Origin of the sequence: Pseudomonas sp. Bc-h (genome assembly GCF_002080045.1) — a bacterium.
GTDB lineage: Bacteria > Pseudomonadota > Gammaproteobacteria > Pseudomonadales > Pseudomonadaceae > Aquipseudomonas.
In genome coordinates, this window is sequence record NZ_MUIN01000003.1 from 7,501 (window position 1) to 30,611 (window position 23,111).

General features: G+C 59.2%; 22 protein-coding genes (1 of these 22 running past the window's edge). 19 read left to right on the forward strand and 3 right to left on the reverse strand.

Annotation, left to right across the window (positions count from 1 at the left end; genetic code table 11):
• Window positions 1–706, reverse strand: the 5' portion of a protein-coding gene (locus BWR59_RS04770) for an acyl-CoA dehydrogenase (RefSeq protein WP_081564504.1). It extends 476 nt beyond the left edge of the window; the window shows 706 of its 1,182 coding nt (coding positions 1–706); its start codon is at window positions 704–706; its stop codon lies off the left edge, out of view.
• A 174-nt stretch (window positions 707–880) separates the two neighbouring features.
• Between BWR59_RS04770 and BWR59_RS04775 the strand changes: the two genes are divergently transcribed.
• From BWR59_RS04775 to BWR59_RS04820, 10 genes are all read left to right on the forward strand, one after another.
• On the forward strand, window positions 881–1,777 hold the full coding sequence (locus BWR59_RS04775) for a LysR family transcriptional regulator (protein ID WP_081564505.1): 897 nt from the start codon (window positions 881–883) through the stop codon (window positions 1,775–1,777).
• Between the two features lie 436 nt (window positions 1,778–2,213).
• A complete protein-coding gene (locus BWR59_RS04780) occupies window positions 2,214–3,335 on the forward strand; it encodes a Re/Si-specific NAD(P)(+) transhydrogenase subunit alpha (RefSeq protein WP_081564506.1) in 1,122 nt (373 codons plus the stop codon).
• A gap of 11 nt (window positions 3,336–3,346) precedes the next feature.
• Window positions 3,347–3,682, forward strand: a complete 336-nt coding sequence (locus BWR59_RS04785; RefSeq protein WP_081564507.1) for an NAD(P) transhydrogenase subunit alpha — start codon at window positions 3,347–3,349, stop codon at window positions 3,680–3,682.
• Window positions 3,682–5,127 (forward strand): NAD(P)(+) transhydrogenase (Re/Si-specific) subunit beta, encoded by a 1,446-nt coding sequence (locus BWR59_RS04790; protein WP_081564508.1) that lies wholly within the window; start codon window positions 3,682–3,684, stop codon window positions 5,125–5,127. Before BWR59_RS04785 ends, BWR59_RS04790 begins: the two co-directional genes overlap by 1 nt.
• Before the next feature lie 191 nt (window positions 5,128–5,318).
• Window positions 5,319–6,812 carry an acetyl-CoA hydrolase/transferase family protein gene (locus BWR59_RS04795; protein ID WP_081564509.1) on the forward strand — a complete coding sequence of 498 codons (1,494 nt, stop codon included), beginning with the start codon at window positions 5,319–5,321 and terminating at the stop codon, window positions 6,810–6,812.
• A 319-nt stretch (window positions 6,813–7,131) separates the two neighbouring features.
• The gene (locus BWR59_RS04800; protein ID WP_062386508.1) at window positions 7,132–7,347 is read left to right on the forward strand and encodes a DUF1127 domain-containing protein; all 216 of its coding nucleotides are present in this window, start codon (window positions 7,132–7,134) and stop codon (window positions 7,345–7,347) included.
• A gap of 374 nt (window positions 7,348–7,721) precedes the next feature.
• A complete protein-coding gene (locus BWR59_RS04805) occupies window positions 7,722–8,039 on the forward strand; it encodes a DUF2388 domain-containing protein (RefSeq protein ID WP_081564510.1) in 318 nt (105 codons plus the stop codon).
• A 105-nt stretch (window positions 8,040–8,144) separates the two neighbouring features.
• A complete protein-coding gene (locus BWR59_RS04810) occupies window positions 8,145–8,450 on the forward strand; it encodes a DUF2388 domain-containing protein (protein ID WP_081564511.1) in 306 nt (101 codons plus the stop codon).
• Between the two features lie 36 nt (window positions 8,451–8,486).
• Window positions 8,487–8,807: a DUF2388 domain-containing protein gene (locus BWR59_RS04815; protein WP_062386499.1), complete on the forward strand. Its 321-nt coding sequence runs from the start codon at window positions 8,487–8,489 to the stop codon at window positions 8,805–8,807.
• Window positions 8,804–10,765, forward strand: a complete 1,962-nt coding sequence (locus BWR59_RS04820; RefSeq protein WP_081564512.1) for a DUF4105 domain-containing protein — start codon at window positions 8,804–8,806, stop codon at window positions 10,763–10,765. Before BWR59_RS04815 ends, BWR59_RS04820 begins: the two co-directional genes overlap by 4 nt.
• Before the next feature lie 12 nt (window positions 10,766–10,777).
• Here BWR59_RS04820 and BWR59_RS04825 read toward each other — a convergent pair whose 3' ends face one another.
• On the reverse strand, window positions 10,778–11,179 hold the full coding sequence (locus BWR59_RS04825) for a GFA family protein (protein WP_081564513.1): 402 nt from the start codon (window positions 11,177–11,179) through the stop codon (window positions 10,778–10,780).
• 324 nt (window positions 11,180–11,503) lie between these two features.
• On the opposite strand from BWR59_RS04825, the gene BWR59_RS04830 reads away from it, so the two are divergent.
• The 9 genes from BWR59_RS04830 to BWR59_RS04870 all read left to right on the forward strand — a co-directional run bounded on the left by BWR59_RS04830 (window position 11,504) and on the right by BWR59_RS04870 (window position 21,894).
• Window positions 11,504–12,811, forward strand: a complete 1,308-nt coding sequence (locus tag BWR59_RS04830) for a CitMHS family transporter (RefSeq protein ID WP_081564514.1) — start codon at window positions 11,504–11,506, stop codon at window positions 12,809–12,811.
• 67 nt (window positions 12,812–12,878) lie between these two features.
• Entirely contained in the window at window positions 12,879–13,646 is a 768-nt protein-coding gene (locus tag BWR59_RS04835) for a TerC family protein (RefSeq protein WP_081564515.1), read from the forward strand.
• Between the two features lie 259 nt (window positions 13,647–13,905).
• Window positions 13,906–15,549, forward strand: coding sequence for a Na/Pi cotransporter family protein (locus tag BWR59_RS04840; protein WP_081564516.1), 1,644 nt, complete (start codon window positions 13,906–13,908; stop codon window positions 15,547–15,549).
• Between the two features lie 67 nt (window positions 15,550–15,616).
• The gene (locus BWR59_RS04845) at window positions 15,617–16,999 is read left to right on the forward strand and encodes a pitrilysin family protein (protein WP_081564517.1); all 1,383 of its coding nucleotides are present in this window, start codon (window positions 15,617–15,619) and stop codon (window positions 16,997–16,999) included.
• A gap of 163 nt (window positions 17,000–17,162) precedes the next feature.
• Window positions 17,163–18,338: a DUF5924 family protein gene (locus BWR59_RS04850; RefSeq protein ID WP_081564518.1), complete on the forward strand. Its 1,176-nt coding sequence runs from the start codon at window positions 17,163–17,165 to the stop codon at window positions 18,336–18,338.
• A gap of 10 nt (window positions 18,339–18,348) precedes the next feature.
• Complete coding sequence (locus BWR59_RS04855; RefSeq protein ID WP_081564519.1) at window positions 18,349–19,518, forward strand: ABC transporter permease; 1,170 nt, start codon at window positions 18,349–18,351, stop codon at window positions 19,516–19,518.
• The gene (locus tag BWR59_RS04860) at window positions 19,515–20,321 is read left to right on the forward strand and encodes an ATP-binding cassette domain-containing protein (RefSeq protein WP_081564520.1); all 807 of its coding nucleotides are present in this window, start codon (window positions 19,515–19,517) and stop codon (window positions 20,319–20,321) included. The genes BWR59_RS04855 and BWR59_RS04860 overlap by 4 nt, the downstream gene beginning before the upstream one ends.
• Window positions 20,321–21,259, forward strand: coding sequence for an MlaD family protein (locus BWR59_RS04865; RefSeq protein WP_081564521.1), 939 nt, complete (start codon window positions 20,321–20,323; stop codon window positions 21,257–21,259). Before BWR59_RS04860 ends, BWR59_RS04865 begins: the two co-directional genes overlap by 1 nt.
• Window positions 21,256–21,894, forward strand: a complete 639-nt coding sequence (locus tag BWR59_RS04870; protein WP_081564522.1) for an ABC-type transport auxiliary lipoprotein family protein — start codon at window positions 21,256–21,258, stop codon at window positions 21,892–21,894. The genes BWR59_RS04865 and BWR59_RS04870 overlap by 4 nt, the downstream gene beginning before the upstream one ends.
• On the opposite strand, the gene BWR59_RS04875 is transcribed toward BWR59_RS04870, so the two are convergent.
• Window positions 21,867–23,105, reverse strand: a complete 1,239-nt coding sequence (locus BWR59_RS04875; protein WP_081564523.1) for a spore maturation protein — start codon at window positions 23,103–23,105, stop codon at window positions 21,867–21,869. The genes BWR59_RS04870 and BWR59_RS04875 overlap by 28 nt on opposite strands.
• Window positions 23,106–23,111: the final 6 nt, after the last annotated feature.

Consider the following 23,111-nt stretch of genomic DNA (forward strand, 5'->3'; position numbering starts at 1 on the left):
GGAAGATGTTTTCTTCTGGCACAAACACGTTATCCATCACGATCTCGCCGGTGATGGAGGCACGCAGGCCGACCTTGCCGTGAATCGCTGGAGCGCTGAGGCCCTGCCAGCCTTTCTCCAGTACGAAACCGCGAATGTCGCCAGCATCGTCTTTCGCCCACACAACAAAGACGTCAGCGATTGGGCTGTTGGTGATCCACATCTTGCTGCCACTCAGGCGATAGCCGCCTTCGACCTTTTTAGCGCGGGTGATCATCGCGCCCGGATCGGACCCATGATTGGGCTCTGTCAGGCCGAAACAGCCAATCCACTCTCCGGACGCCAGCTTGGGCAGGTATTTCTGTTTCTGGGCTTCGGTACCGAACTCGTTGATCGGCACCATCACCAAGGAGGACTGCACGCTCATCATCGAGCGGTAGCCTGAGTCGATCCGCTCCACTTCACGGGCGATCAGGCCGTAGCACACGTAGTTCAGACCGCTGCCGCCGAATTGCTCGGGGATCGTTGCCCCCAGCAGGCCAATTTCACCCATTTCGCGGAAAATTGCAGGATCGGTCTGTTCATGACGGAAAGCTTCAAGGACGCGAGGAGCGAGTTTGTCCTGAGCGAACTGTTCTGCGCTGTCACGAACCATGCGCTCTTCTTCGGTGAGCTGCTGGTCCAGCAACAGCGGGTCGATCCAGTTGAAGCTTGCCTTACCACCCATGACCATCTCCTCGCAAAATGACGTTCCCGAACAATGCCGGGAAAACTCGTGGGTTGATCCTAGGCCCGGTTCGGCACTACAGCAAACGAGGATTTCGCATAGCGTTGTGATAATTTCTCACTTCGAAACTGCTAAATACGGTGGAATTCTTTTCGACGAGTGAGGTTCACGTACATGCGCCGCAAAATTCCCAGCACTGCAGCACTGGTCAGTTTCGAAGCAGCCGCTCGTCACGAGAGTTTCACAAAGGCTGCCGAAGAGCTTTCGCTCACCCAAAGCGCAATTTGCCGACAAATAGGCAGCCTGGAAGAGTTCCTGAATGTGGAACTGTTCCGACGCTCCCGTAGAGGCGTAAAGCTGACAGAAGCGGGACTTTCCTACAGCCGGCGTGTCGCGACGCAGCTCGATGCAGTGGAGCGTGACACGCTGTCAGTGATGGGCCATCAAGGTGCCAATGTCATCGAACTTGCGGTTGTGCCTACCTTCGGAACCCAATGGTTACTGCCACGACTGAAGGACTTTCAGCATCAACACCCTGATGTGACCATCAACCTGACCAATCGCACCCGGCCTTTTCTGTTTGCCGATACCGACTTCGACGCCGCGATCTACTTTGGCGATGCCGACTGGTCCGGTACGGAATCTCATCGGCTCATGAGCGAGAATCCGATGCCAGTCTGTAGTCCCGCTATGCTGGGCGACAAAACCCATCTCAGTGCCCGCGAACTGTCCGAGTTGCCATTGCTGCAGCAGACCACGCGACCTTATGCCTGGCGTCAGTGGTTCAACGGGATGGACATGAATGTGGCCCGGGACATGACAGGTCCAAGATACGAGCTATTCTCCATGCTCGCTCAGGCGGCCATGCACGACATGGGCGTTGCGCTCATTCCACCGTTTCTGATTCAGCGGGAGCTGGCCGAAAAGCGCCTTGTGGTGGCCAATTCGCATGCGTTATCGAGCGTGAAGGCCTATTACCTGATGATTCCGGAACGCAAAGTGGAATCGGCCTCCTTGAAGGCATTCCGCGACTGGCTCGTCCGCCAGGCTGAGAGCTATGCCCTGCCTTGATTCCGCCGCAGAAGGTGGCAAATTCGAATTGTGTAGTAAGCCTCTGCACAGACCTACAGATATCCGCTTTTGTCGCATTTAAGAAACACTTCTGTTCTTTATCAAAAACAGGCTGCAAGCGTTATATGACGGGCCTTTCAGGGTAATTTGCCACCATTCTGCTGATAGATAGAAAAAAAACTTCCAACACCTCATATCGCGCTACAGCCCTTTATCTGTATGGCTTTCAGCGATTCATTGCGTCAAACGGTCACAGGGTGACTTGTAGTTAAAGACACGTCGCGTTACAGAATTCCTTGAAGGCCCCCTATTACACCTGCAAAATGCCGCGCCCCGCCTTGTCTTGCGGGGACGTGGTGATCGCTACCCCAGACGCGCCATCCGCAGTGCGCTGGCCTATTTTCAAAAGATAAAAAGATCACGCAGGAGATTTGACGTGCACATTGGTGTCCCTCTAGAAACCCAGTCCGGTGAAACTCGGGTTGCTGCAACTCCGGAAACCATCAAGAAGCTCATTGGCCAGGGTCATAAGGTCACCGTCCAGTCTGGCGCCGGCATTACCGCCAGTGTCACGGACAGTGCCTATGAAGCGGCAGGTGCTTCAATCGGCAGCGCTGCCGATGCCTTCGGCGCCGAGCTGATCCTCAAGGTCGTCGCGCCCAGCGACAGTGAACTGGCTTTGATCAAGGCCGGTACTGTCGTCATCGGCATGCTTAACCCCTTCAACAACGAGATCATTGCCAAGATGGCCGAGTGCGGAATTACCGCTTTCGCCCTCGAAGCCGCACCACGGACTTCCCGTGCGCAGAGTCTCGATGTTCTGTCCTCGCAAGCCAACATTGCCGGCTACAAGTCGGTGCTGTTGGCGGCGCATCACTATCCGCGCTTCATGCCGATGCTGATGACCGCTGCCGGTACGGTGAAAGCTGCCCGCGTATTGATCCTCGGTGCAGGCGTTGCCGGCCTGCAAGCTATCGCCACCGCCAAACGCCTTGGCGCAGTGATCGAGGCTTCCGACGTTCGCCCTGCGGTGAAGGAACAGATCGAGTCGCTGGGCGCCAAGTTCGTCGACGTGCCTTACGAGACTGACGAGGAGCGCGAAGCGGCGGTAGGCGTGGGCGGCTATGCGCGACCAATGCCGGCCAGCTGGATGCAGCGTCAGGCTGTGGCCGTTCACGAACGCGCCAAACAGGCGGATATCGTGATCACTACCGCGCTGATTCCGGGCCGCAAGGCGCCGGTGCTGCTGAGTGCCGAAACCGTGTCGCAGATGAAGCCCGGCTCGGTGGTCATCGACCTGGCCGCGGCCCAGGGCGGCAACTGCCCGCTGACCGTGGCTGATCAAGTAGTGATCGAGCATGGCGTGACCATCGTCGGCCACACCAATCTGCCCGCATTGGTCGCTGCCGATGCTTCTGCTCTTTATGCACGCAACCTGCTGGACTTCCTGAAGCTGGTCTTAACCAAGGAAGGTCAGTTCGAGATCAACCTCGAAGACGACATCGTCGCCGCGTGCCTGATGTGCCGCGACGGCCAGATCGTCCGCAAGAACGGCTGAGGATAAAAACAATGGAAGACATGCTGATCTCCCACGGCATTTATAACCTGATCATTTTCGTGCTGGCCATCTACGTCGGCTACCACGTGGTCTGGAACGTCACCCCTGCGCTGCACACCCCGTTGATGGCCGTGACCAACGCCATCTCGGCGATCGTCATCGTCGGCGCCATGCTGGCAGCTGCACTGACCGTCACTCCACTGGGCAAGACCATGGGCACCCTCGCCGTCGCACTCGCGGCGGTTAACGTATTTGGTGGTTTTCTGGTTACCCGCCGCATGCTGGAAATGTTCAAGAAAAAGGCTGCTCCTAATAAGAGCCCAGCCAAAACTGAGGTGCCGAAGTAATGAGCATGAACCTCGTCACCCTGCTGTACCTCGTTTCAGCCATCTGTTTCATCCAGGCCCTCAAAGGCCTATCGCACCCGACCACCTCCCGTCGCGGCAACCTGTTCGGCATGCTCGGCATGGGCCTGGCGGTGCTGACCACGATTGGCCTGGTGTTCAAGCTGGCTGCGCTGTCCACCGACGGCGCCAGCGCCGGCATCGGCTACATCATCGTAGGCCTTTTGGTCGGCGGCACTGCCGGCTCGATCATGGCCAAGCGCGTTGAAATGACCAAGATGCCAGAGCTGGTCGCCTTCATGCACAGCATGATCGGTCTGGCGGCTGTGTTCATTGCCATCGCGGCTGTAGTCGAACCTCAGTCGCTGGGCATCGTCGCGCATCTGGGCGACTCGATCCCGACTGGCAACCGTCTGGAGCTGTTCCTTGGCGCGGCGATTGGTGCAATCACCTTCTCCGGTTCGGTCATCGCCTTCGGCAAGTTGTCGGGCAAGTACAAGTTCCGCCTGTTTCAGGGCGCACCGGTACAGTTCCCCGGTCAGCACAAGCTGAACCTGATCTTGGGGCTGGCCACGCTGTTCTTCGGACTGATGTTCATGTTCACCGGCAGCCTATTCGCCTTCAGCGTGATGCTGATCCTGGCGTTCGTGATCGGTGTGCTGCTGATCATCCCGATTGGCGGCGCGGACATGCCGGTGGTCGTGTCGATGCTCAACAGCTACTCGGGCTGGGCGGCGGCAGGTATCGGATTCTCGCTGAACAACTCGATGCTGATCATCGCAGGCTCCCTGGTGGGTTCGTCGGGTGCGATCCTGTCGTACATCATGTGCAAGGCCATGAACCGCTCGTTCTTCAACGTGATCGGGGGTGGTTTCGGTGGCGCGGCAGATGCGGGCGCAGCAGCAGGCAGCAAGGAAGCCCGCCCGGTGAAATCCGGTTCGGCTGACGACGCAACGTTCCTGCTGACCAATGCCGACACCGTGATCATCGTGCCGGGCTACGGGCTGGCGGTGGCACGCGCGCAACACGCGCTTAAAGAGCTGACCGAGAAGCTGACTCATCGGGGCGTGACCGTGAAGTATGCGATCCATCCGGTGGCCGGTCGTATGCCTGGCCACATGAACGTCCTGCTGGCCGAGGCCGAAGTGCCTTACGATCAGGTGTTCGAGATGGAGGACATCAACTCCGAGTTCGGTCAGGCCGACGTGGTGCTGGTGCTCGGCGCCAACGACGTGGTCAACCCTGCGGCGAAGAACGATCCGAAGTCGCCTATCGCCGGCATGCCGATTCTGGAAGCCTTCAAGGCCAAGACCATTATCGTCAACAAGCGCTCGATGGCCAGCGGCTATGCCGGTCTGGACAACGAACTGTTCTACCTGGACAAGACCATGATGGTTTTCGGTGACGCGAAGAAAGTCATCGAAGACATGGTCAAGGCTGTCGATTAAACGCCCTATATCGCAACAAAAACGAACCCTCGGCGCGTGCATCGGCCGAGGGTTTTTTACATCCTGTGTAACAGTGTTTTGTTCTGAAAGCCGCTAATTAGAGCCCTCAATTGCGACCTTGGTCGTGGGACGAAAAAAACTCAAATCTCTAGACTTGGCCGCTCGCATCCTCGTCTCGAGATAAAAAATCCATGCACCGTGAACGTATCCGCCTGCCTTCTTTAATGAGCAAGGTAATGAGCGCGGCCGATGCCGCTTCCCTGATCAAGGACGGCATGACCGTCGGCATGAGTGGCTTCACACGCGCAGGCGAAGCCAAAGCCGTACCGAAAGCGCTGGCTGAACGCGCCAAGGCTTCGCCGCTGAAGATCAGCCTGATGACCGGCGCCAGCCTGGGCAACGATCTGGACAAGCAACTCACCGAAGCCGGGGTACTTTCCCGGCGCATGCCCTTCCAAGTCGACAGCACACTGCGCAAGGCAATCAACGACGGCTCAGTGATGTTCATCGACCAGCATTTGTCCGATACCGTTGAGCAACTGCGCAACCGCCAGATCAAGCCAGTGGACATCGCTGTCATCGAATGCGTGGCGATCACTGAAGAAGGCCATCTGGTCTTGAGCACTTCTGTAGGCAATTCTGCGAGCTTCGCAATCCTCGCGGAACAGGTGATCGTCGAGATCAACCTCTCGCAGCCACTGGAGCTCGAAGGCCTGCACGACATCTATATACCAACCTACCGTCCGACACGCCTGCCGATCCCTGTGCTCAAGGCGGACAGCCGCATCGGCAGCCAGGCGGTAAAGATCGATCCGGCAAAGATCGTCGGCATCGTGATCAGCGACCAGACCGACTCACCTTCAACTGTACTGCCCGCCGACAGCGATACCCAGGCCATCGCGGGCCATCTGGTTGAATTCTTCAAGAACGAGGTGCGCCAGAATCGCCTGACCAATCAGCTGATGCCGCTGCAGGCTGGTGTCGGCACTATCGCCAACGCGGTGATGACTGGCCTGATCGACTCGCCATTCCACGGCATGGCGATGTATTCCGAAGTGCTGCAGGACTCAACCTTCGACCTGTTCGAAGCCGGCAAGCTGGACTTCGCCTCGGGATGTTCGATGACCCTGTCTGAACGCAAGCACGACGCGGTCTTCAACAACCTTGAGCAGTACAAACCAAAACTGTTACTGCGCCCTCAGGAAATCTCCAACCATCCGGAGGTCGTGCGCCGTCTTGGCATCATCGGCATCAACACCGCGCTGGAGTTCGACCTGTACGGCAACGTCAACTCCACCCATGTCGGCGGCACGCGCATGATGAATGGCATCGGCGGCTCGGGGGACTTCGCCCGCAACGCCCACCTGGCGATCTTCGTCACCAAGTCCATCGCCAAGGGCGGCGCCATTTCCAGCGTTGTACCGATGGTGAGCCACGTAGACCATACCGAACACGACGTAGATATTCTCGTGACCGAGATCGGACTGGCCGACCTGCGCGGCCTGGCGCCTCGTGAGCGCGCTCGCGTAATCATCGACAACTGTGTGCATCCCGCGTACCGCGAAGCACTCAACGATTACTTCCGCAGGGCCTGTGCGATTGGAGGACATACCCCGCACGTACTGCGCGATGCACTCAGTTGGCACCTGAACCTGGAAGAAACCGGCCGCATGCTGGCCGTGTGAGAAAACAGTTTGGAATTGGCGACGACCTTTCGTCGCCACTTTCGAATGACTGAACGCTGTTCCGGCAAAAACTGTACTGCTGTACCGGTTGTTTTGAGCCCTCAAAACTCGCCTTTCACTATTCCAGCGCACAAAACGCACCAATTTTGTGCCGACCGATACAGTTGCCCCATTTCCGAACAAAACAGTGACCTCTCACAGTTAACTGGAGCATCACAATACAAGTGAACTGTGTCTGGAGAGAGCAGGGCAACGAGAGGAAGATTGGCACCAATCAAGTCACTATCTAATCCCGCCACAAGCGGAAGGAAGAAGCACCATGGAACGCACCGTCAGTTCCGAACTGTTCTACGAAGAAACCGCTCAATCCGCTAAAGCCTCGTTGCCGCTGCGTATGTTCGCCAACCTGATGCTCTGGCAGCGTCGTCTGTCCAGCCGCCACCAGCTGGCCCGACTGGATGCTCGTCTGCTGGCTGACGCCGGTATCAGCGAATCCCAGCGTTACGAAGAGCTGAGCAAGCCGTTCTGGCGCTAAGTTAGCGTCTGCTGGTCCCAGGCCGAGAGCCTCTCACCAGCAACCCGAATTGTTCAAACAAAACCCGTCGCAGGTAACTGCGACGGGTTTTGTCATTTTAGAGCTTTGCAAATGAAACGTATCTATAACCGCAATAGGTACAGTTAATAAAAACCATAAAACCACCGTTACAGTACAGATTCCACGCTAGCTGTAGCCACTCCAGCGAGGGGGTAGCAAGGGAAAAAAACGGCACTGGCATTTGGCCGGGATAGTGCTCAAGCTGCCTGTTACGCTAGTCTTACGGCACCTCTTACCCCTACGCCAGCGAGACAGCTCTGCTCATCGCCAGATTTGCGCGTGTGGTTTCCCTTTGTTCCTCGTGGAGTTCAAACATGTCTCGCCTTCGCCTGTTGAGTGCAGCTGTTCTTTTGACCGTTGCAGCGGGAGCTCAGGCTTCCAGCTTCGTAGTGACCACCGACACCACCGTTCGCGCTCTGGACGCTTCGTCCAACGCCACGTCGAAAATTTCCTCCTCCTTCCATGACGACAAGATCGTTCTGGCCGCACGCGACGACGCAGCCAGCTTCGTAGCTTCCCAGGGCGACATTCGCGGCGCCAAGCTGGAAGGCGCCATGCGCCACATTCGTGAGGTCGCACCCACCCTTCAAGCTTCGGATGAACAACTGGCACAGGCGATTCTTGCGATCTGATTCAGCATCGCGACAGGTTTCGCAACCGATGCTCCGGCCTCTGGACTAGCTCTGGCCGGGGCGTTGCGCTAGCCTTGCGACTCGTTTTGCCGATACCGAAGACTCATGCATTCATTGACTCGCCTGTTGATTGCAGCGACTGCCAGCCTGATATGCGTCACTCAGGCTCAAGCGTTCGACACAACCACACAAAGCCTGATCAAAAGCGGGTATGCCACCACCCAGGTGACGACCGGGCCTTTCGATAACAAATTGATACTTGCCGCCCAGGATGATGCTGCAGCGTTCATAGCCAGTGATGGCCAACTGCGAGGAGCACGACTTGAGTCCGCGCTGATGTATCTGCGCCAGACCCAGCCAAAACTTCATGCCAGCGACCTTGAACTGGCGCAGGCAATCCTCGTCCAATAATCACTTTCTGCATCTTCTGTATTCTGGAGCCGTTACATGCGTACCCCGTTGATCGCTGCTGCCCTCGGCCTGCTGTTGCTGACCGATGTCGCGCACGCGCAAACCCTCAAAGCCACCAGTAACATTGTCGTTCGCGCGCTGGGTCGCAGCGTCGATTTCACCTCCGACACCACGTCTTCGGTCCGCAACTGGAAAATGGTCGTGGAAGCTCAGGACGATGCCGCCAGCTACGTCGCCACCAATGGCGCGATTCACGGAGCCCAGCTGGACGCTGCATTCGCCACCCTGCGCGAACGTCTGCCGGAAGCCCGCAACGCCAGTGATCAGGACCTCGCCGAAGCCATCCTCGCACTGTGAGGCGCCTGGCCGTCTGGCTGCTGGCGTCGGCGCTCTCGCTGATCTGCACGAGCGCCTTCGCTGATCTTGGCCTGTCGCTGTACACCGACGGGCTTGATCCTGCACAACAGAAAGCCAGCCAGACGCTGCTCGACGAAGCCATGGCGCACTTGCCGCCGATGTTCATCAGCAAGCTGGATCGTAAAGTCGAAGTCCGCTGGACCGACGACATGCCGTCCAACGCCTACGGGCGCGCGGACGGCCCTTATCGCCTTGATCTGAACCAGCGCCTGCTCGCGGGCCTGACCGACGGCAGCGCTGCCACCACCAAAACCAATCGCCCCCACGGCACTGTGCGCGAAGAGATGCTCGCAACAGTCCTGCATGAACTCACGCATATTTATGATCATGCTCAGCTCTGGTCCCCCGAAGACCGCAAGCTGATCATCGCCTGCGCGCGCCAGGGCAACAGCATGGGCAAGATCGGGCTGCGTGACAGCTGCCGCGGCCAGACCGAACGACGCTTTACTCTGAGCGACGATCCGCGCCTGCTGGACCTCGCTGGCTGGCCTCAATACGTCGGGCGGCGAGGGGAGCGCGAGGAACGCAACGGCCAGGTCGCCCGCAGCCCGGATATCTACGAAATCAGCAGCCCGCTGGAATTCGTCGCGGTCAACATGGAGTACTTTCTCCTCGATCCGGCCTACGCGTGCCGTCGGCCCGCGCTCTACGACTACTACAAAAAGCTGTTCAACTGGGCGCCTGCCGCCAAGAACGACTGCCCGACTTCCTTTCCTTACCTCAATGCCGGTAATGACTTCGCCCGCGAGCCGCTGGGCAAGCTGGACCCAGAGCGTGTGTATGAAGTCGATTATCTGCTGGCCGAAGCCAACCAGAATCTGGTGAGCCGCTGGGGCCACAGCATGCTGCGTCTGGTGATCTGCAAACCGGGACGACCACGCGGTCCGGATTGCCGCCTGGATCTGGATCAGCATCTGGTGCTGTCTTACAGGGCCTTCGTCAACGACCTGCAACTGTCCAGTTGGAGCGGGCTGACGGGCGCCTATCCGTCGCGCCTGTTCGTCCTGCCGTTGGGGCAGGTGATCGATGAGTACACCAAAACCGAACTGCGCAGCCTGGCGTCGGTGCCGCTGAAGCTGTCTCGCGAAGAAATCGAAGGTCTGGTTCAGCATTCGGCGGAGATGCATTGGGCGTACGACGGCAATTACTGGTTCCTGTCCAATAACTGCGCGGTGGAGAACCTCAAGCTGTTGCGCAGCGGCACCAACGACCCGCGCCTTATCGGCCTGGACAGCATCATGCCCAACGGTTTGCTCGAAGTGCTCAAGGGCAGAGGGCTGGCGGACACCAGCGTGCTGGACGATCCAAAGAAGGCGCTGCGCCTGGGTTACCGATTCGACTCCTACCGTGATCGCTATCAGGCGATGTTCGACGTCTTGCGCAAAACCACGACCGTGAAACAAACCACTGTCGAAGACTGGCTTTCACTGCCCGCCAAAGAGCGACGCCCCTATTTCGCTCAGGCGGATTTGCGCACCAGCGCCGCAATGTTGCTTCTGGAACAGGCGGCGCAGCGCCGGCAGCTGTTGCTGGCGCAGGACGAGGTCAAGCAGCGTTATCTCAGCGCGGTGGAGAAGAAGGACAACGGCGTGTCCAAGGCCACCGGGACGCTGCAGGATATTCTGGCCAACAGCGGCTTCCTCAGTCGCCCCGCAGAATTGCTCGGTAGCGGCGGCTATGGCTTGCCTCAGGAAGGCGAGTGGACGCGTCTGGAACAAGAAAGCAGCCAGCGACAGAAGCAGCTGCAACGGCTTACCGGCGATCTGGACAAAGAGGTGAGGGCGCTGCTGGAACCTGACCGCGCCGAGGAAATCGCCGCGACCGACGAGAATCTCAAGCAGGTGGGTGAGCATCTGCGGGCATTGCACAAGGCCGCTGGCGGGTTGGAGCTGCCATGAGCTTCACACTGACTAGACGGCTTCTTCAGGTTCCCCCGGTAAATGCTCATCCAGATGCAGCCAGGGCAATCGGCTGTCGGTCCAGATATGCCTGTCGGCAGGCGCGAGCTCAGGGTGGTCAAGGGTGGCGATGGTGACGTCCATGGTCTCAGGGCTATTACGACTGAACAGCGCAGCCTGCGCCCCGCAGTTATTGCAGAAGAATCGCACGCAGGTCGGGCCTGAGTCATACGCTGCGGGGCTGCCAGCCAGCCATTTGAAAGCGTCGAGCGGCACCGTGATCCAGGTCACTACGATCCCGCCTGAGGTACGCCGACAGATCGAACAATGACAATGGGCGATGTCGCGCAGTGGCGCATCGAGCTGATAGCGCAGATTGCCGCAATGGCATCCGCCGGTATGCGTGTCACTCATGGTCATTCTCCCGATGATGTTTAAGGTCTGACTGCCTCTTGGCCCAATAACTTCATTTTTCCTACAGCGACCAACGTCACGTCAACGAAAGCTGGCTGAAAGCTAAGCCATTTAGCATCCCCCCACCGCCGGCGACAGACCGGTCAGCCAGGACGAACACTCTTTGAGGTTCTCCGGCCCATCTACAACAACAATTCGGTGATTCTGATGCTCGCTCTTGCTCCGCTGTACCCCTCATTCGCCCCCGACTCCATGCGCCGCTCGTACTGAGCTGATTGCGTCGTCTCGTCCGTTTTCACGTCGCGTAACGCCTGGAGTATTTCTATGTTGACCTTCCTCGGCTTTGCCATGGTCGTCGCCTTCATGTACCTGATCATGAGCAAGCGCCTGTCAGCGCTGATTGCCCTGATCATCGTGCCTATCGTGTTCGCCCTGTTCGGCGGCTTCGCCTCGGACATCGGCCCCATGATGCTCGCGGGCATCACCAAGCTGGCGCCCACCGGCGTGATGCTGATGTTCGCCATCCTCTATTTCGCCCTGATGATCGACTCCGGCCTGTTCGACCCGGCCGTGCGCAAGATTCTCAAGCTGGTCAAAGGCGATCCGGTAAAAGTGTCCGTCGGCACTGCCGTGCTGGCACTGGTTGTCTCGCTGGACGGCGACGGCGCCACCACTTACATGATCTGCGTGGCTGCGATGCTGCCGCTGTACAGCCGTCTGGGCATGAGCCCGCGCATCATGGCTGGGCTGATTATCCTGGCCGGCGGCGTGATGAACATGACGCCATGGGGTGGCCCGACCGCACGTGCGGCCAGCGCGCTGCATGTAGACCCGTCGGACATCTTCGTACCGATGATTCCAGCGATGCTGGCAGGCGTGATCGCGATTCTGGTGATCGCTTACTGCTACGGCAAACGCGAACGTGCGCGTCTCGGCGAGCTGCATCTGCCGGGCGATGAAGTCGATCACAGCGAAATCAGCGTTTCGCAGTTCCCGGATGCCCGCCGTCCAAAGCTGATCTGGTTCAACGGCGCGCTCACTCTGGCGCTGATGGTTGCCCTCATCATGGGCCTGCTGCCGCTGCCGGTATTGTTCATGATCGCGTTCAGTATCGCGATGATCGTCAACTATCCGTGCCTGCAAGCGCAGAAGGATCGCGTCGCGGCCCACGCCGGTAGCGTGCTGGCAGTGGTCGGGCTGATCTTCGCGGCCGGTATTTTCACCGGTATCCTGTCAGGCACCGGGATGGTCGATGCGATGTCGAAAAGCCTGCTGGCAGTGATCCCAGAAGCGATGGGGCCTTATCTGGCGGTCATCACGGCGGTCGTCAGCATGCCCTTCACCTTTTTCATGTCCAACGATGCGTTCTACTATGGCGTGCTGCCGGTACTAGCCGAAGCCGCCGCGCACTACGGCATCAGTCCGGTGGAAATGGCACGTGCCTCGATCGTCGGTCAGCCCGTCCACCTGCTGAGCCCGCTGGTCCCGTCGACCTACCTGTTGGTGGCCCTGGCCGGTATCGAATTCGGCGATCACCAGCGCTTCACCCTGAAATGGGCCGTGCTGGTGTGCGTGTGCATAATGATCGCCGCGCTGCTGATGGGGATCTTCCCCGCCTTCAGCAGTCTATAAGGCAAACGAACTCCCTCGCTGGCGGACAACCGGCAGCGAGGATCAGACAAGCTCAAAGGAAAATGTAATGGAATGGCTGACCAACCCTGAGATCTGGGTTGCTTTCTTAACCCTGACTGCCCTGGAGATCGTGCTGGGTATCGACAACATCATCATGATCTCGATCCTGGTCAGCCGCATGCCCAAAGCCATGCAGCCGCGCACACGGATCTTCGGTCTGGCGCTGGCGATGGTCACGCGCATTCTGCTGTTGCTGTCGATTACCTGGGTCATGCGCCTGACCGACGACCTGTTCGTGGTCATGGGGGAGGGCATTTCCGGCCGCGACCTGATCCTGTTCTTCGGTGGTTTGTTCCTGTTGTGGAAAAGCTCCCAGGAGATCTACCACGGCATGGAAGGCGAGGAAGAGCAGCTTGATGAGCCTAAAGGCAAGGGCGGGCTGTTCATATACACCATCATCCAGATCGCGATCATCGACATCGTGTTCTCGCTGGACTCGGTCATCACTGCGGTCGGCATGGTCTCCCACGTGCCGGTGATGGTGGCTGCGATCATCGTCGCCGTGCTGATCATGATGCTGTGCTCGGGCGTCATCAGCGAGTTCATCGACAAGCACCCCTCGCTGAAAATGCTGGCGCTGTCGTTCCTGATCGTCGTCGGTACCGTGCTGATTGCCGAATCCTTCGACGTGCATGTGCCTAAGGGCTACGTCTACTTCGCCATGGCGTTCTCGCTGGCGGTCGAAGCTATCAACATCAAAATGCGCACCGCGATGGCGAAAAAGAAGGCCATGAAGGACCCCGTGAAACTTCGCAAGGACGTTCCGGGTCAATAACATCCGATGCGTTGTAGATGAGACAGAAAACGGGGCGTCGTTCAGCGCCCCGTTTTTTTGGCCGGGAAAAGGTCAAACGACTGATTTGTTACAGATTTGTTTCAACAAAGAATCCGCTGTGCCATGCTGGCAATAAGGCCTCAGGCCGACTAAAGCTTTAGTTGAGCATGCTGATCAGGACAAGGCCCAAGCGCTTTCGCTCGCTACACGCTGTACTTTCATTTCTTGCCCATTGGGCACTTAACAGGGGGCTTTCCGTATGCTGACCCTGCTCGATTTGCTTTCTGCCGTCGCGCTGTTGATCTGGGGCACGCACATCGTTCGGACCGGTATTCTGCGCGTCTACGGCTCGCAGCTGCGCCGTGTCCTCAGCCAGAACATGTCCAAACGTCCGCTGGCCTTCGTCGCCGGCATCCTTGTGACCGCGCTGGTGCAGAGCAGTAACGCCACCGCGATGCTGGTGACGTCGTTCGTCGGCCAGGGCCTGATGGGCCTGACGCCAGCCTTGGCGATCATGCTGGGTGCCGATGTCGGTACGGCCATGATGTCACGGATCCTGACGTTCGACTTATCGTGGCTCTCTCCGCTGCTGATTTTTCTCGGGGTGATCTTCTTCCTGTCGCGCAAACAGACTCGCGTTGGCCAGCTCGGCCGAGTCGGTATCGGGCTAGGTCTGATCATTCTGGCGCTACAACTGATCGTTACCGCTGCCGCGCCTATCACTCAGGCTGCCGGCGTGAAGGTGTTGTTCGCGTCCCTGACTGGCGATCTTCTGCTCGACGCGCTGGTCGGTGCGATGTTCGCGCTGATTTCCTATTCCAGCCTGGCGGCAGTGCTGCTGACCGCAACTCTGGCGGGTGCAGAGATCATCAGCTTGCCAGTGGCGATCGGTCTGGTGATCGGCGCCAACATCGGCAGCGGTCTGCTGGCGTTCCTCAGCACCAGCATGCAGAACGTCGCCGGGCGCCAGGTCGCGCTGGGCAGCCTGCTGTACAAACTGATCGGCCTGCTGTTGATCATCCCGGTGCTGACGCCGCTGGTTAACTGGATGGACACGCTGAACGTCAGCCCGTCGAGTCTGGTGATCAGCTTCCACGTGATCTACAACTCGTTGCGTTGCTTGATCATGCTACCGACAGTCGGACCAATGGGCAGGCTGTGCGCTTCGATTCTGCCGCAACAAGCTGAGGTCAACGGCTCGGTCAAACCTCGCCACCTCGATCTGGCGGCACTGGCGACACCGAGCCTGGCGCTGGCCAACGCCGTGCGCGAAACCCTGCGCATGGGCGACCTGATCGACAGCATGCTCAACGCGATGCAGGAAGTGCTGCGTGGCAACCAGACCGCCGTGACCCAGGAAGTCCGTCGCCTCAACGACGACATCGAAGTCCTGTACAACGCAATCAAGCTGTATCTGGCGCAAATGCCCAGGGAAGACTTGAGCGATCAGGACAATCGCCGTTGGGCTGAAATCATCGAGCTGTCGATCAATCTCGAACTGGCCAGCGGGCTTATCGAGCGTATGCTGCGTAAGGTCCAGCAGCAGAAGACTTCGCAGCGCCGTTCGTTTTCTGACGTGGGCCTGGAAGAGCTCTCGGGTCTGCACGAGCAATTGATGGCCAACCTGCGTTTGGGTCTGTCGGTGTTTTTGAGCGGCGACCCGGAGAGCGCGCGCCAGTTGCTGCGTGAGAAACGTCGTTTCCGGGCACAGGAACGGCGTCTGGCCCATGCCCATGTCAGCAGACTGCAACGTAAAATCGTGCAAAGTCTGGAAACCAGTTCGTTGCACCTTGAACTGATCGCCGACATGAAACGCCTGAATTCACTGTTTTGCAGCAGCGCCTATGCCGTTCTTGAAAGTACTGACACCGGAGCCTTGTCCAGCGAAAGCCAGCCAGAATAATCGAGGTGAACGCCGGGGCCGGACTGAAGTCTGTTACACATACCGGCCCGCAAGGAAGCCCGTTTTTATGCGTTGCCTGCTGTTCGTTTGCCTGTTTCTGACATCTCTTTGCTCCGTAGCCCTGGACCGCTTTCAGGTGGAAGGCTACGTATTGCCCAACGGTTTGCAGCTGCTGCTCAAGCCCGCCGAAAAAGGGCATGTGTCCATTCGCCTGGTGGTGGGCATCGGCTTCGACGACTTCCCCTGCAATGACAAGGAGCTGCCTCACCTGCTTGAGCACTTGCTGTTCAGCGGTATCGACAATTCTGGCGAAGGCGGCCTGGAGCAACAGATGCAGGCGCTGGGTGGGGAGTGGAACGCCTTCACCAGTAACACTGACACCACTTTCGTGATTGAGGCGCCAGCGCAGAATCAGCGCAAGGTGCTGGACCTGCTGCTCAATGTACTGACGCATACGCAGATCAATCAGGCCAATCTGGACACCGCCAAGCGCATCGTCGAACGCGAGGACGGCGGGCATTATTCCCACCTGCAACGCTGGCTCGACAAACGCGACCTGGGCCACAGCGCCGGCAATCAGTTGGCCGTGGAACTCGGACTCAAATGCCCTGAGCGGCCGGAAGTCGATCACCTGACCCTGGACCAGATCGAGACCATTCACGACAACTGGTACGCCTCCAACAACATGACGCTGATCATCGTCGGGGACCTGGACAAGCTGCTGCCGGCCTATCTGGAGCGGACTTTCGGCCAACTCAACGCCGTCGACCCGACCGAGCATCCGCCGCTGCCAGCCATCAGTGAAAAAGCCGAGCCTGAGCGCACGCTGATTCGCGGGGCACTAGGGGACGGCGCCAAACTGCACTTGTTGTTCACCGAACCCGACATGGGAGAGCAGCACGATGAGACATGGGATCTGGTGAAGTCCTACCTGGACTGGGCGCTTTACAGCGAGCTGCGTCTGGACAAGGGCTACTCCTACGGCCCTTGGGCGGATCGCGAAGCCTTCGGCGACACCGGGTTTCTCAGCCTGAACGCCGATCTGGCACGCGAAGATGTAGGTGCAGCAGTTGCAGCAGTCCGCTCGATGCTGGAAAGATTGCGCAAGGAGGGCATGGACCCTGCGACTTTTGCCCGCCTGCAGCAAGCATCGATCGCGAAACAGGCCTGGGCGGTGCAGGGCAACAGCGCGCTGGCCGATTATTACTGGGGCGCGCTGAACGACTATGACGACGGCCGCTTCGAAGATCCGGCCAAACGCACCCGAGGCGTCAGCCTGGATCTGGCCAACCGGGCGATGCGTCAGTTGCTTGCCCAACCGGGGTACCTGCGAATTGAAGAACCGCTGGTCAGCTATGACGAGTTGTATGAGATCGGGGTTGCGCTGGTCGTGCTGGTGGCATTGGCTGTTTTCTGGCGCTGGCGTGTTTACAAAAGACGGCCTTTGTAACTGTTTGCGGAAATCCTGTTGCAGCACGGCTTGCCGGCGCCGGCGCCTTTAAAGTTGTTACCGCCGGCAAGTCGGATGGCTACAGGACTGCGCATCAGGTCAATCGCAACAGGATGTTGGTATCCTGCGCAGGTTATCTCCCAACGCTAAAGTGATCACCGAAATGCCGGACCTCAACGCCCTCATGCAGAACTCCCTCGTACAGCGCGTACTGGAGTTCATCAAGCGCTACCCGGGGCTGATTGCGTTCTTCGGTTTTTGCTCGGGAATCGGCAGCTTCATTCTGGTGGACCGCCAGGCCAAGCTCGCCACCTGGATCACGGTGATCATGCTGATCAGCTGGGTCTGGCTGATGGTGGAAAACAGCGCCGTCGCCCTGATCGCGAAGGTGTTCAAACGGGAAATCCCGCAACCCTTGCTGCGTTACGCCACCCAGATGATCCATCAGGAAAGTCTGTTTTTCGTCCTTCCGTTTTTTTTCATCACCACCACCTGGAACAGCGGGCAACTTGCGTTCACGGGGCTTCTGGCCGCAGCCGGGCTGGTTTCGATCATCGATCCGCTGTACTACAAGTGGCTGGCGCCGCGTCGCTGGCTGTTCATGGCGCTGCACACGCTTACACTGTTCGCCGCGCTGCTGACCGCTCTGCCGGTCATTCTGCATCTGACCACCGCCGAGAGTTATAAATTGGCGCTGATCACAGCGATGCTGTTGTCGTTTCCCAGCCTGGCTTCAAGTTTCCCGATCAACAACTGGAAGCGCGGGCTGGGCCTGGTCGTCATGACTCTGGCCATCGGCGGCGCAGGCTGGATGCTGCGATCCTGGGTGCCGCCGGCGACCCTGTGGCTGACCGAAGTGGCCGTCAGCACACAATTCGACAATCAGAACCGCACCCCGGGTGAGAGCATCGAGCAGGTCGGCGTCAATCAGTTGCGCAGCAGCGGGCTGTACGCCTACACCTCGATCAATGCCCCGCGCGGCCTGGATGAGCGGATTTATCACGTTTGGCGCCATAACGGTGAAGAGGTCGATCGAATCGCTCTAGACATCCACGGCGGACGTAAGGAAGGCTATCGGGCGTGGACTCACAAACAGAATTTTCCGCCGGACGTGCTCGGCAAATGGCAGGTGAGGGTGCTGACAGAGGATGGCCAGATGATCGGCGTATTGCGTTTCGAAGTGACGGACACCGACCAGCCTGCGGTCACCCGCAAGAAGATCAAGCCTGCAGGCCTGAAGCCCGGCGCAGACACCTTCGGCCCCAGTGATTCCGATTCGGACAAGGCCGATGACAAATCGCCAGCCCAGAGCCCGTCCGCCCCGACCAAAAACAACTAATCTCGACGCTATGACCCCATCGATCACCCTCGCCAACAGCGCGCCGAAGGTTTGCGGCAGCGTCAGACTGGATACTTCGACCCAACCCACAGCCCTGTGGATTGGCGGAGACTGGACGCTCGCTCACTACCACCAACTCAAGCGCCAGACCGATGCGCTGAGTGACGGCTTCGGCGCCTCCACGCACGTGGACATGAGCGAGCTGGGCGCTCTCGATACTGCCGGCGCGTCGTTGCTGGTGGAATTGTTGGGTGTTCAACGCCTGCGCTTGCTTGCGGTTCAGGCACCCAATCTGCCGGAATCCAGCCGCGCGCTGATGCAGACGATTCAGAGTGCGCTGTGTGATTATTGCCAGCCAATGAAAGACCCCGAAGTCGCGGTCGGCACCCAGTTGCTGGCGCGTATCGGTTCGGCCGTCGAAGTGATCTGGACCGACACCCTGCAACTGCTGGGTTTCGTCGGGCTGATCCTGCAAACCTTTGTCACTACCCTGTTCCGTCCCAAGCGCTGGCGCACTACTTCGGTGATTGCCCACATCGAGCAAATCGGTCTGGACGCCGCGCCCATCGTCGCGCTGCTGACGTTTATGGTCGGCGCAGTGGTCGCATTCCTTGGCGCCACGGTGCTCAAGGCTTTCGGCGCGACAATCTTCACGGTCGACCTGATCGGGTTTTCCTTTCTGCGGGAATTCGCCGTTCTGCTGACGGCAATTCTTCTGGCGGGCCGTACGGCAAGTGCCTTCACCGCGCAGATCGGCTCGATGAAAGCCAACGAAGAACTCGACGCCCTGCAAACGCTTGGCTTGAGTCCTACCGAACTTCTGGTACTGCCTCGCGTCCTCGCGCTGCTCATCTCACTGCCGATGCTGACTTTTCTGGCGATGATCTGCGGCATTGTCGGGGGTGGCGTGGTGTGCGCCTTGTCACTGGGGATTTCGCCCGCGATGTTCCTTTCGCTGATGCAGGCTGACATCGGCGTTCAGCACTTTCTGGTGGGCATCGTCAAAGCGCCGATATTCGCCTTTTTCATCGCTGCGATTGGCTGCCTGGAGGGCTTCAAGGTCGAAGGTAGCGCCGAATCGGTAGGCGCTCATACGACGTCGAGCGTGGTGCAATCCATCTTCGTGGTGATCGTGCTGGATGCACTGGCCGCGATGTTTTTCATGGAGCTTGGCTGGTGACCCGACGTTGCGTGCAACCCGACGAGGCCGTGATTCAGGTACGCGGCCTATGCAACCGCTTTGGCCTGCAGGTCGTTCATGAAAACCTCGATCTTGACCTTTATCGCGGGGAAATCCTCGGGGTAGTCGGCGGATCGGGCAGCGGCAAGTCGGTGCTGTTGCGCAGCATCGTCGGTTTGCAGCGGCCCGCTGAAGGCAACATCCGAGTGTTGGGTCAGGACCTTCTGAATCTGTCTGATAAAGCCCGCTCTCAAGTCGAGCGACGTTTCGGCGTGCTGTTTCAGAAAGGGGCGCTGTTCTCCTCACTGACCATCACCGAGAACGTTGCCTTGCCTTTGATCGAACACGCCGGGCTGAGCCGTGAAGAGGCCGAGCATCTGGCGGGCATCAAGATGGCCTTGGCGGGCCTGCCGCTCTCAGCCGCCCACAAATATCCGGCTTCGCTGTCCGGTGGCATGATCAAACGGGCGGCGCTGGCCAGGGCATTGGCGCTGGACCCCGACATTCTATTCCTTGATGAGCCCACCGCTGGCCTCGACCCGATAGGCGCGGGCGCATTCGATCAGTTGATCCTGACTTTACGTGATGCCTTGGGCCTGAGCGTGTTCATGGTCACCCACGACCTGGACACGCTGTATACCATCACCGACCGGGTTGCGGTGCTGTCTCAGAAACGCGTGCTGGTGGCCGATAGCATCGACAGGGTTTCGGCCTACAAAGACGACTGGATTCACGAATACTTTCATGGCCCGCGCGGCCGTTCGGCCTACGCAGCGGCCACCCACCCACACGAGGTCTCATGATGGAAACCCGCGCCCATCACGTCTTGATCGGCCTGTTCACGGTGATCGTGGTCGCCGCCGCGCTGCTGTTCGGCCTGTGGCTGGCCAAATCCAGCGTCGATACAGCATTCAAGGATTATCAGGTGGTGTTCAACGAGGCCGTGACCGGGTTGTCCCGTGGCAGCCCGGTGCAGTACAGCGGGATCAAGGTCGGCGACGTCGTCCAGCTGCGTCTCGACCCGCAGGACCCACGCCGTGTGCTGGCGCAAATTCGGGTCGCCGGAGAAACCCCGATCAAGCGCGACACTTTCGCCAAGCTCGCCCTTAACGGCATCACCGGTACCTCGATTATTCAGCTCAGCGGCGGCACACCACAGAGCGAAGAACTCAAGGGCGAGGACGGCAATCTGCCGGTGATCATCGCCTCGCCATCGCCGATCTCGCGCTTGCTCAACGACAGCAACGACCTGCTCACCGGCATCAACGTGTTCCTGCACAACGCCAACGAGCTTCTGTCATCCAAGAATGTTCAGGCGCTGAGCAAGACCATGGAGCATCTGGAGCAGACGACGGCTGTCATTGCAGACCAACGGGAAGATATCCGCCAGACCCTCAAGCAACTACTGGCGCTGAGCAAGCAGGCCAGCACCACGCTGGATCAGACCTCCACCGCTATGCGCAATGCGAATCTGTTGTTCACGGTCGACGGAAAGCAGGCGATCGCTACCGGTCAGGCTGCGATGCTGTCACTGCAACAGAGCACCGACACCATCAACCAGTTGGTCAAAGCCAACAAGGACTCGGTCAACGGCGGGCTCCAGGGTCTGGGTGAACTGGGCCCAGCCATTCGTGAGTTGCGCGAAACCCTGACCTCGCTCAAGACCATTTCCCGCAGTTTGAATGCCAACCCCAGCGGCTACCTGCTCGGTAGCGACAAGAACAAGGAGTTCGAGCCATGAGGCTTGCCGGTCACTCATTCCCTCGACTGTTACTGGCAAGCGCACTGTTGATGCTGGGCGCCTGCTCGATTCTGCCCAAGCAGGAGCCGTCGGATGTCTACCGCCTGCCAACCGCAGCAACTACGGCCAAGGCAGCAACGCCCGCGCCGTGGTCGCTGCGGGTGGTCAAGCCCAAGTCCAGCGAGACCCTCGACAGCCCGCGGATCGCAGTCATCCCGCAAGGCGACGTGATCAGCAGCTATAAAGGTGCGCGCTGGAGCGATCCTGCGCCTGTGCTGCTGCGCAATCGTCTGACCGACGCGTTCTATCGCGACGGCCGAATCCAGTCGCTCAGCACCGACGACAGCAACCTGCAGGCGGATTTCGAACTGGGCGGCGAGTTACAGGCGTTTCAAAGCGAGTATCGCGGCCAGGCTATCGAAGTGGTGATCAGGCTGGATGCGCGACTGGCTGACGACCGTCAGCGCATCGTCGCCAGTCGGCGCTTCGAAGTGCATCAGCCGGTCGCTGACAAGCAAGTCTCAGCCGTTGTGGCCAGCTTTGGGCAAGCCAGCGATACGCTGACCGCCCAAGTGCTGCAATGGACCGTGGAGCAGGGCCAGAAGCATTACACCGTCGAGCCGAAGAACCAGTAGCAGACACAGATCGCGGCAATCACGCCCGCAAGTTCCGCCAGTAGCGCGCAGCCCACGGCGTGGCGCGCGCGCTGGATGCCGACCGCGCCGAAATACACTGCCAGCACGTAGAAGGTGGTTTCGGTGCTGCCCTGAATCGTTGCTGCGACCAGAGCCGGAAAACTGTCGACGCCTTGAGTCTTCATCGTCTCGATCAGCATCGCCCGTGCGGCGCTGCCAGAGAACGGCTTGACCAGAGCGGTCGGCAGGGCGTCGACGAAACGCGTGTCCAGGCCCATCCACTGAATCACATGGCGAATGCCTTCCAGTGCAAAGTCCAGCGCCCCTGACGCCCGCAGCACGCCCACGGCGCACAACATCGCCACCAGATATGGCAGCAGATTCCTGGCGACGTCAAAGCCCTCTTTGGCGCCCTCGACGAACGTTTCGTACACCTTGACATTACGCAGCGCACCGACCACCAGAAACAGCATGATGATGCCGAACAGCGTCAAATTCCCCAGCACCGAAGACAGGCTGGCCAGCGCCGTGGCCGACAGACCGGCCAGTACGGCCATGAAGCCGCCGAGCAGCAAAGCGCCAGGGATCAGGTACGCCAGCACTACCGGGTCCCACAGACGCAAGCGTTGCATGACTGCCACCGACAGCAGGCCAACGAGCGTTGAGGCGCTGGTGGCCAAGAGGATTGGCAGGAACACCAGCGTGGGATCGACCGCGCCTTGCTGAGCGCGATAGACGAAAATGGTGACCGGAAGCAGGGTCAGGGAGGAGGCATTGAGCACCAGAAAGAGAATCTGCGCGTTGCTCGCCACTGTCTGGCTGGGATTGAGGTCCTGCAAGGCACGCATGGCCTTGAGGCCGATCGGCGTCGCCGCGTTATCAAGACCCAGGGCATTGGCCGCGAAGTTCAGCGTGATCAGGCCCAACGCAGGGTGGCCAGCCGGGACTTCCGGCATCAGACGGCGAAACAGGGGCCCGAGCACTTTCGCCAGCCAGTCGACGATACCCGCCTTCTGCGCAATGTTCAGGAAGCCGAGCCACAGGGTAAGGGTGCCGAACAGCACCACCATCACTTCCACCGACAGCTTGGCCATGGCGAAGATGCTTTCTACCATCGCGGCAAAAATGCCCGAGTTACCGCCCACCAACCATTGGGCCAGCGCAGACACCGCCGCGACCACAAAAAAACCAAGCCATAGGCCGTTGAGCATCAGTGA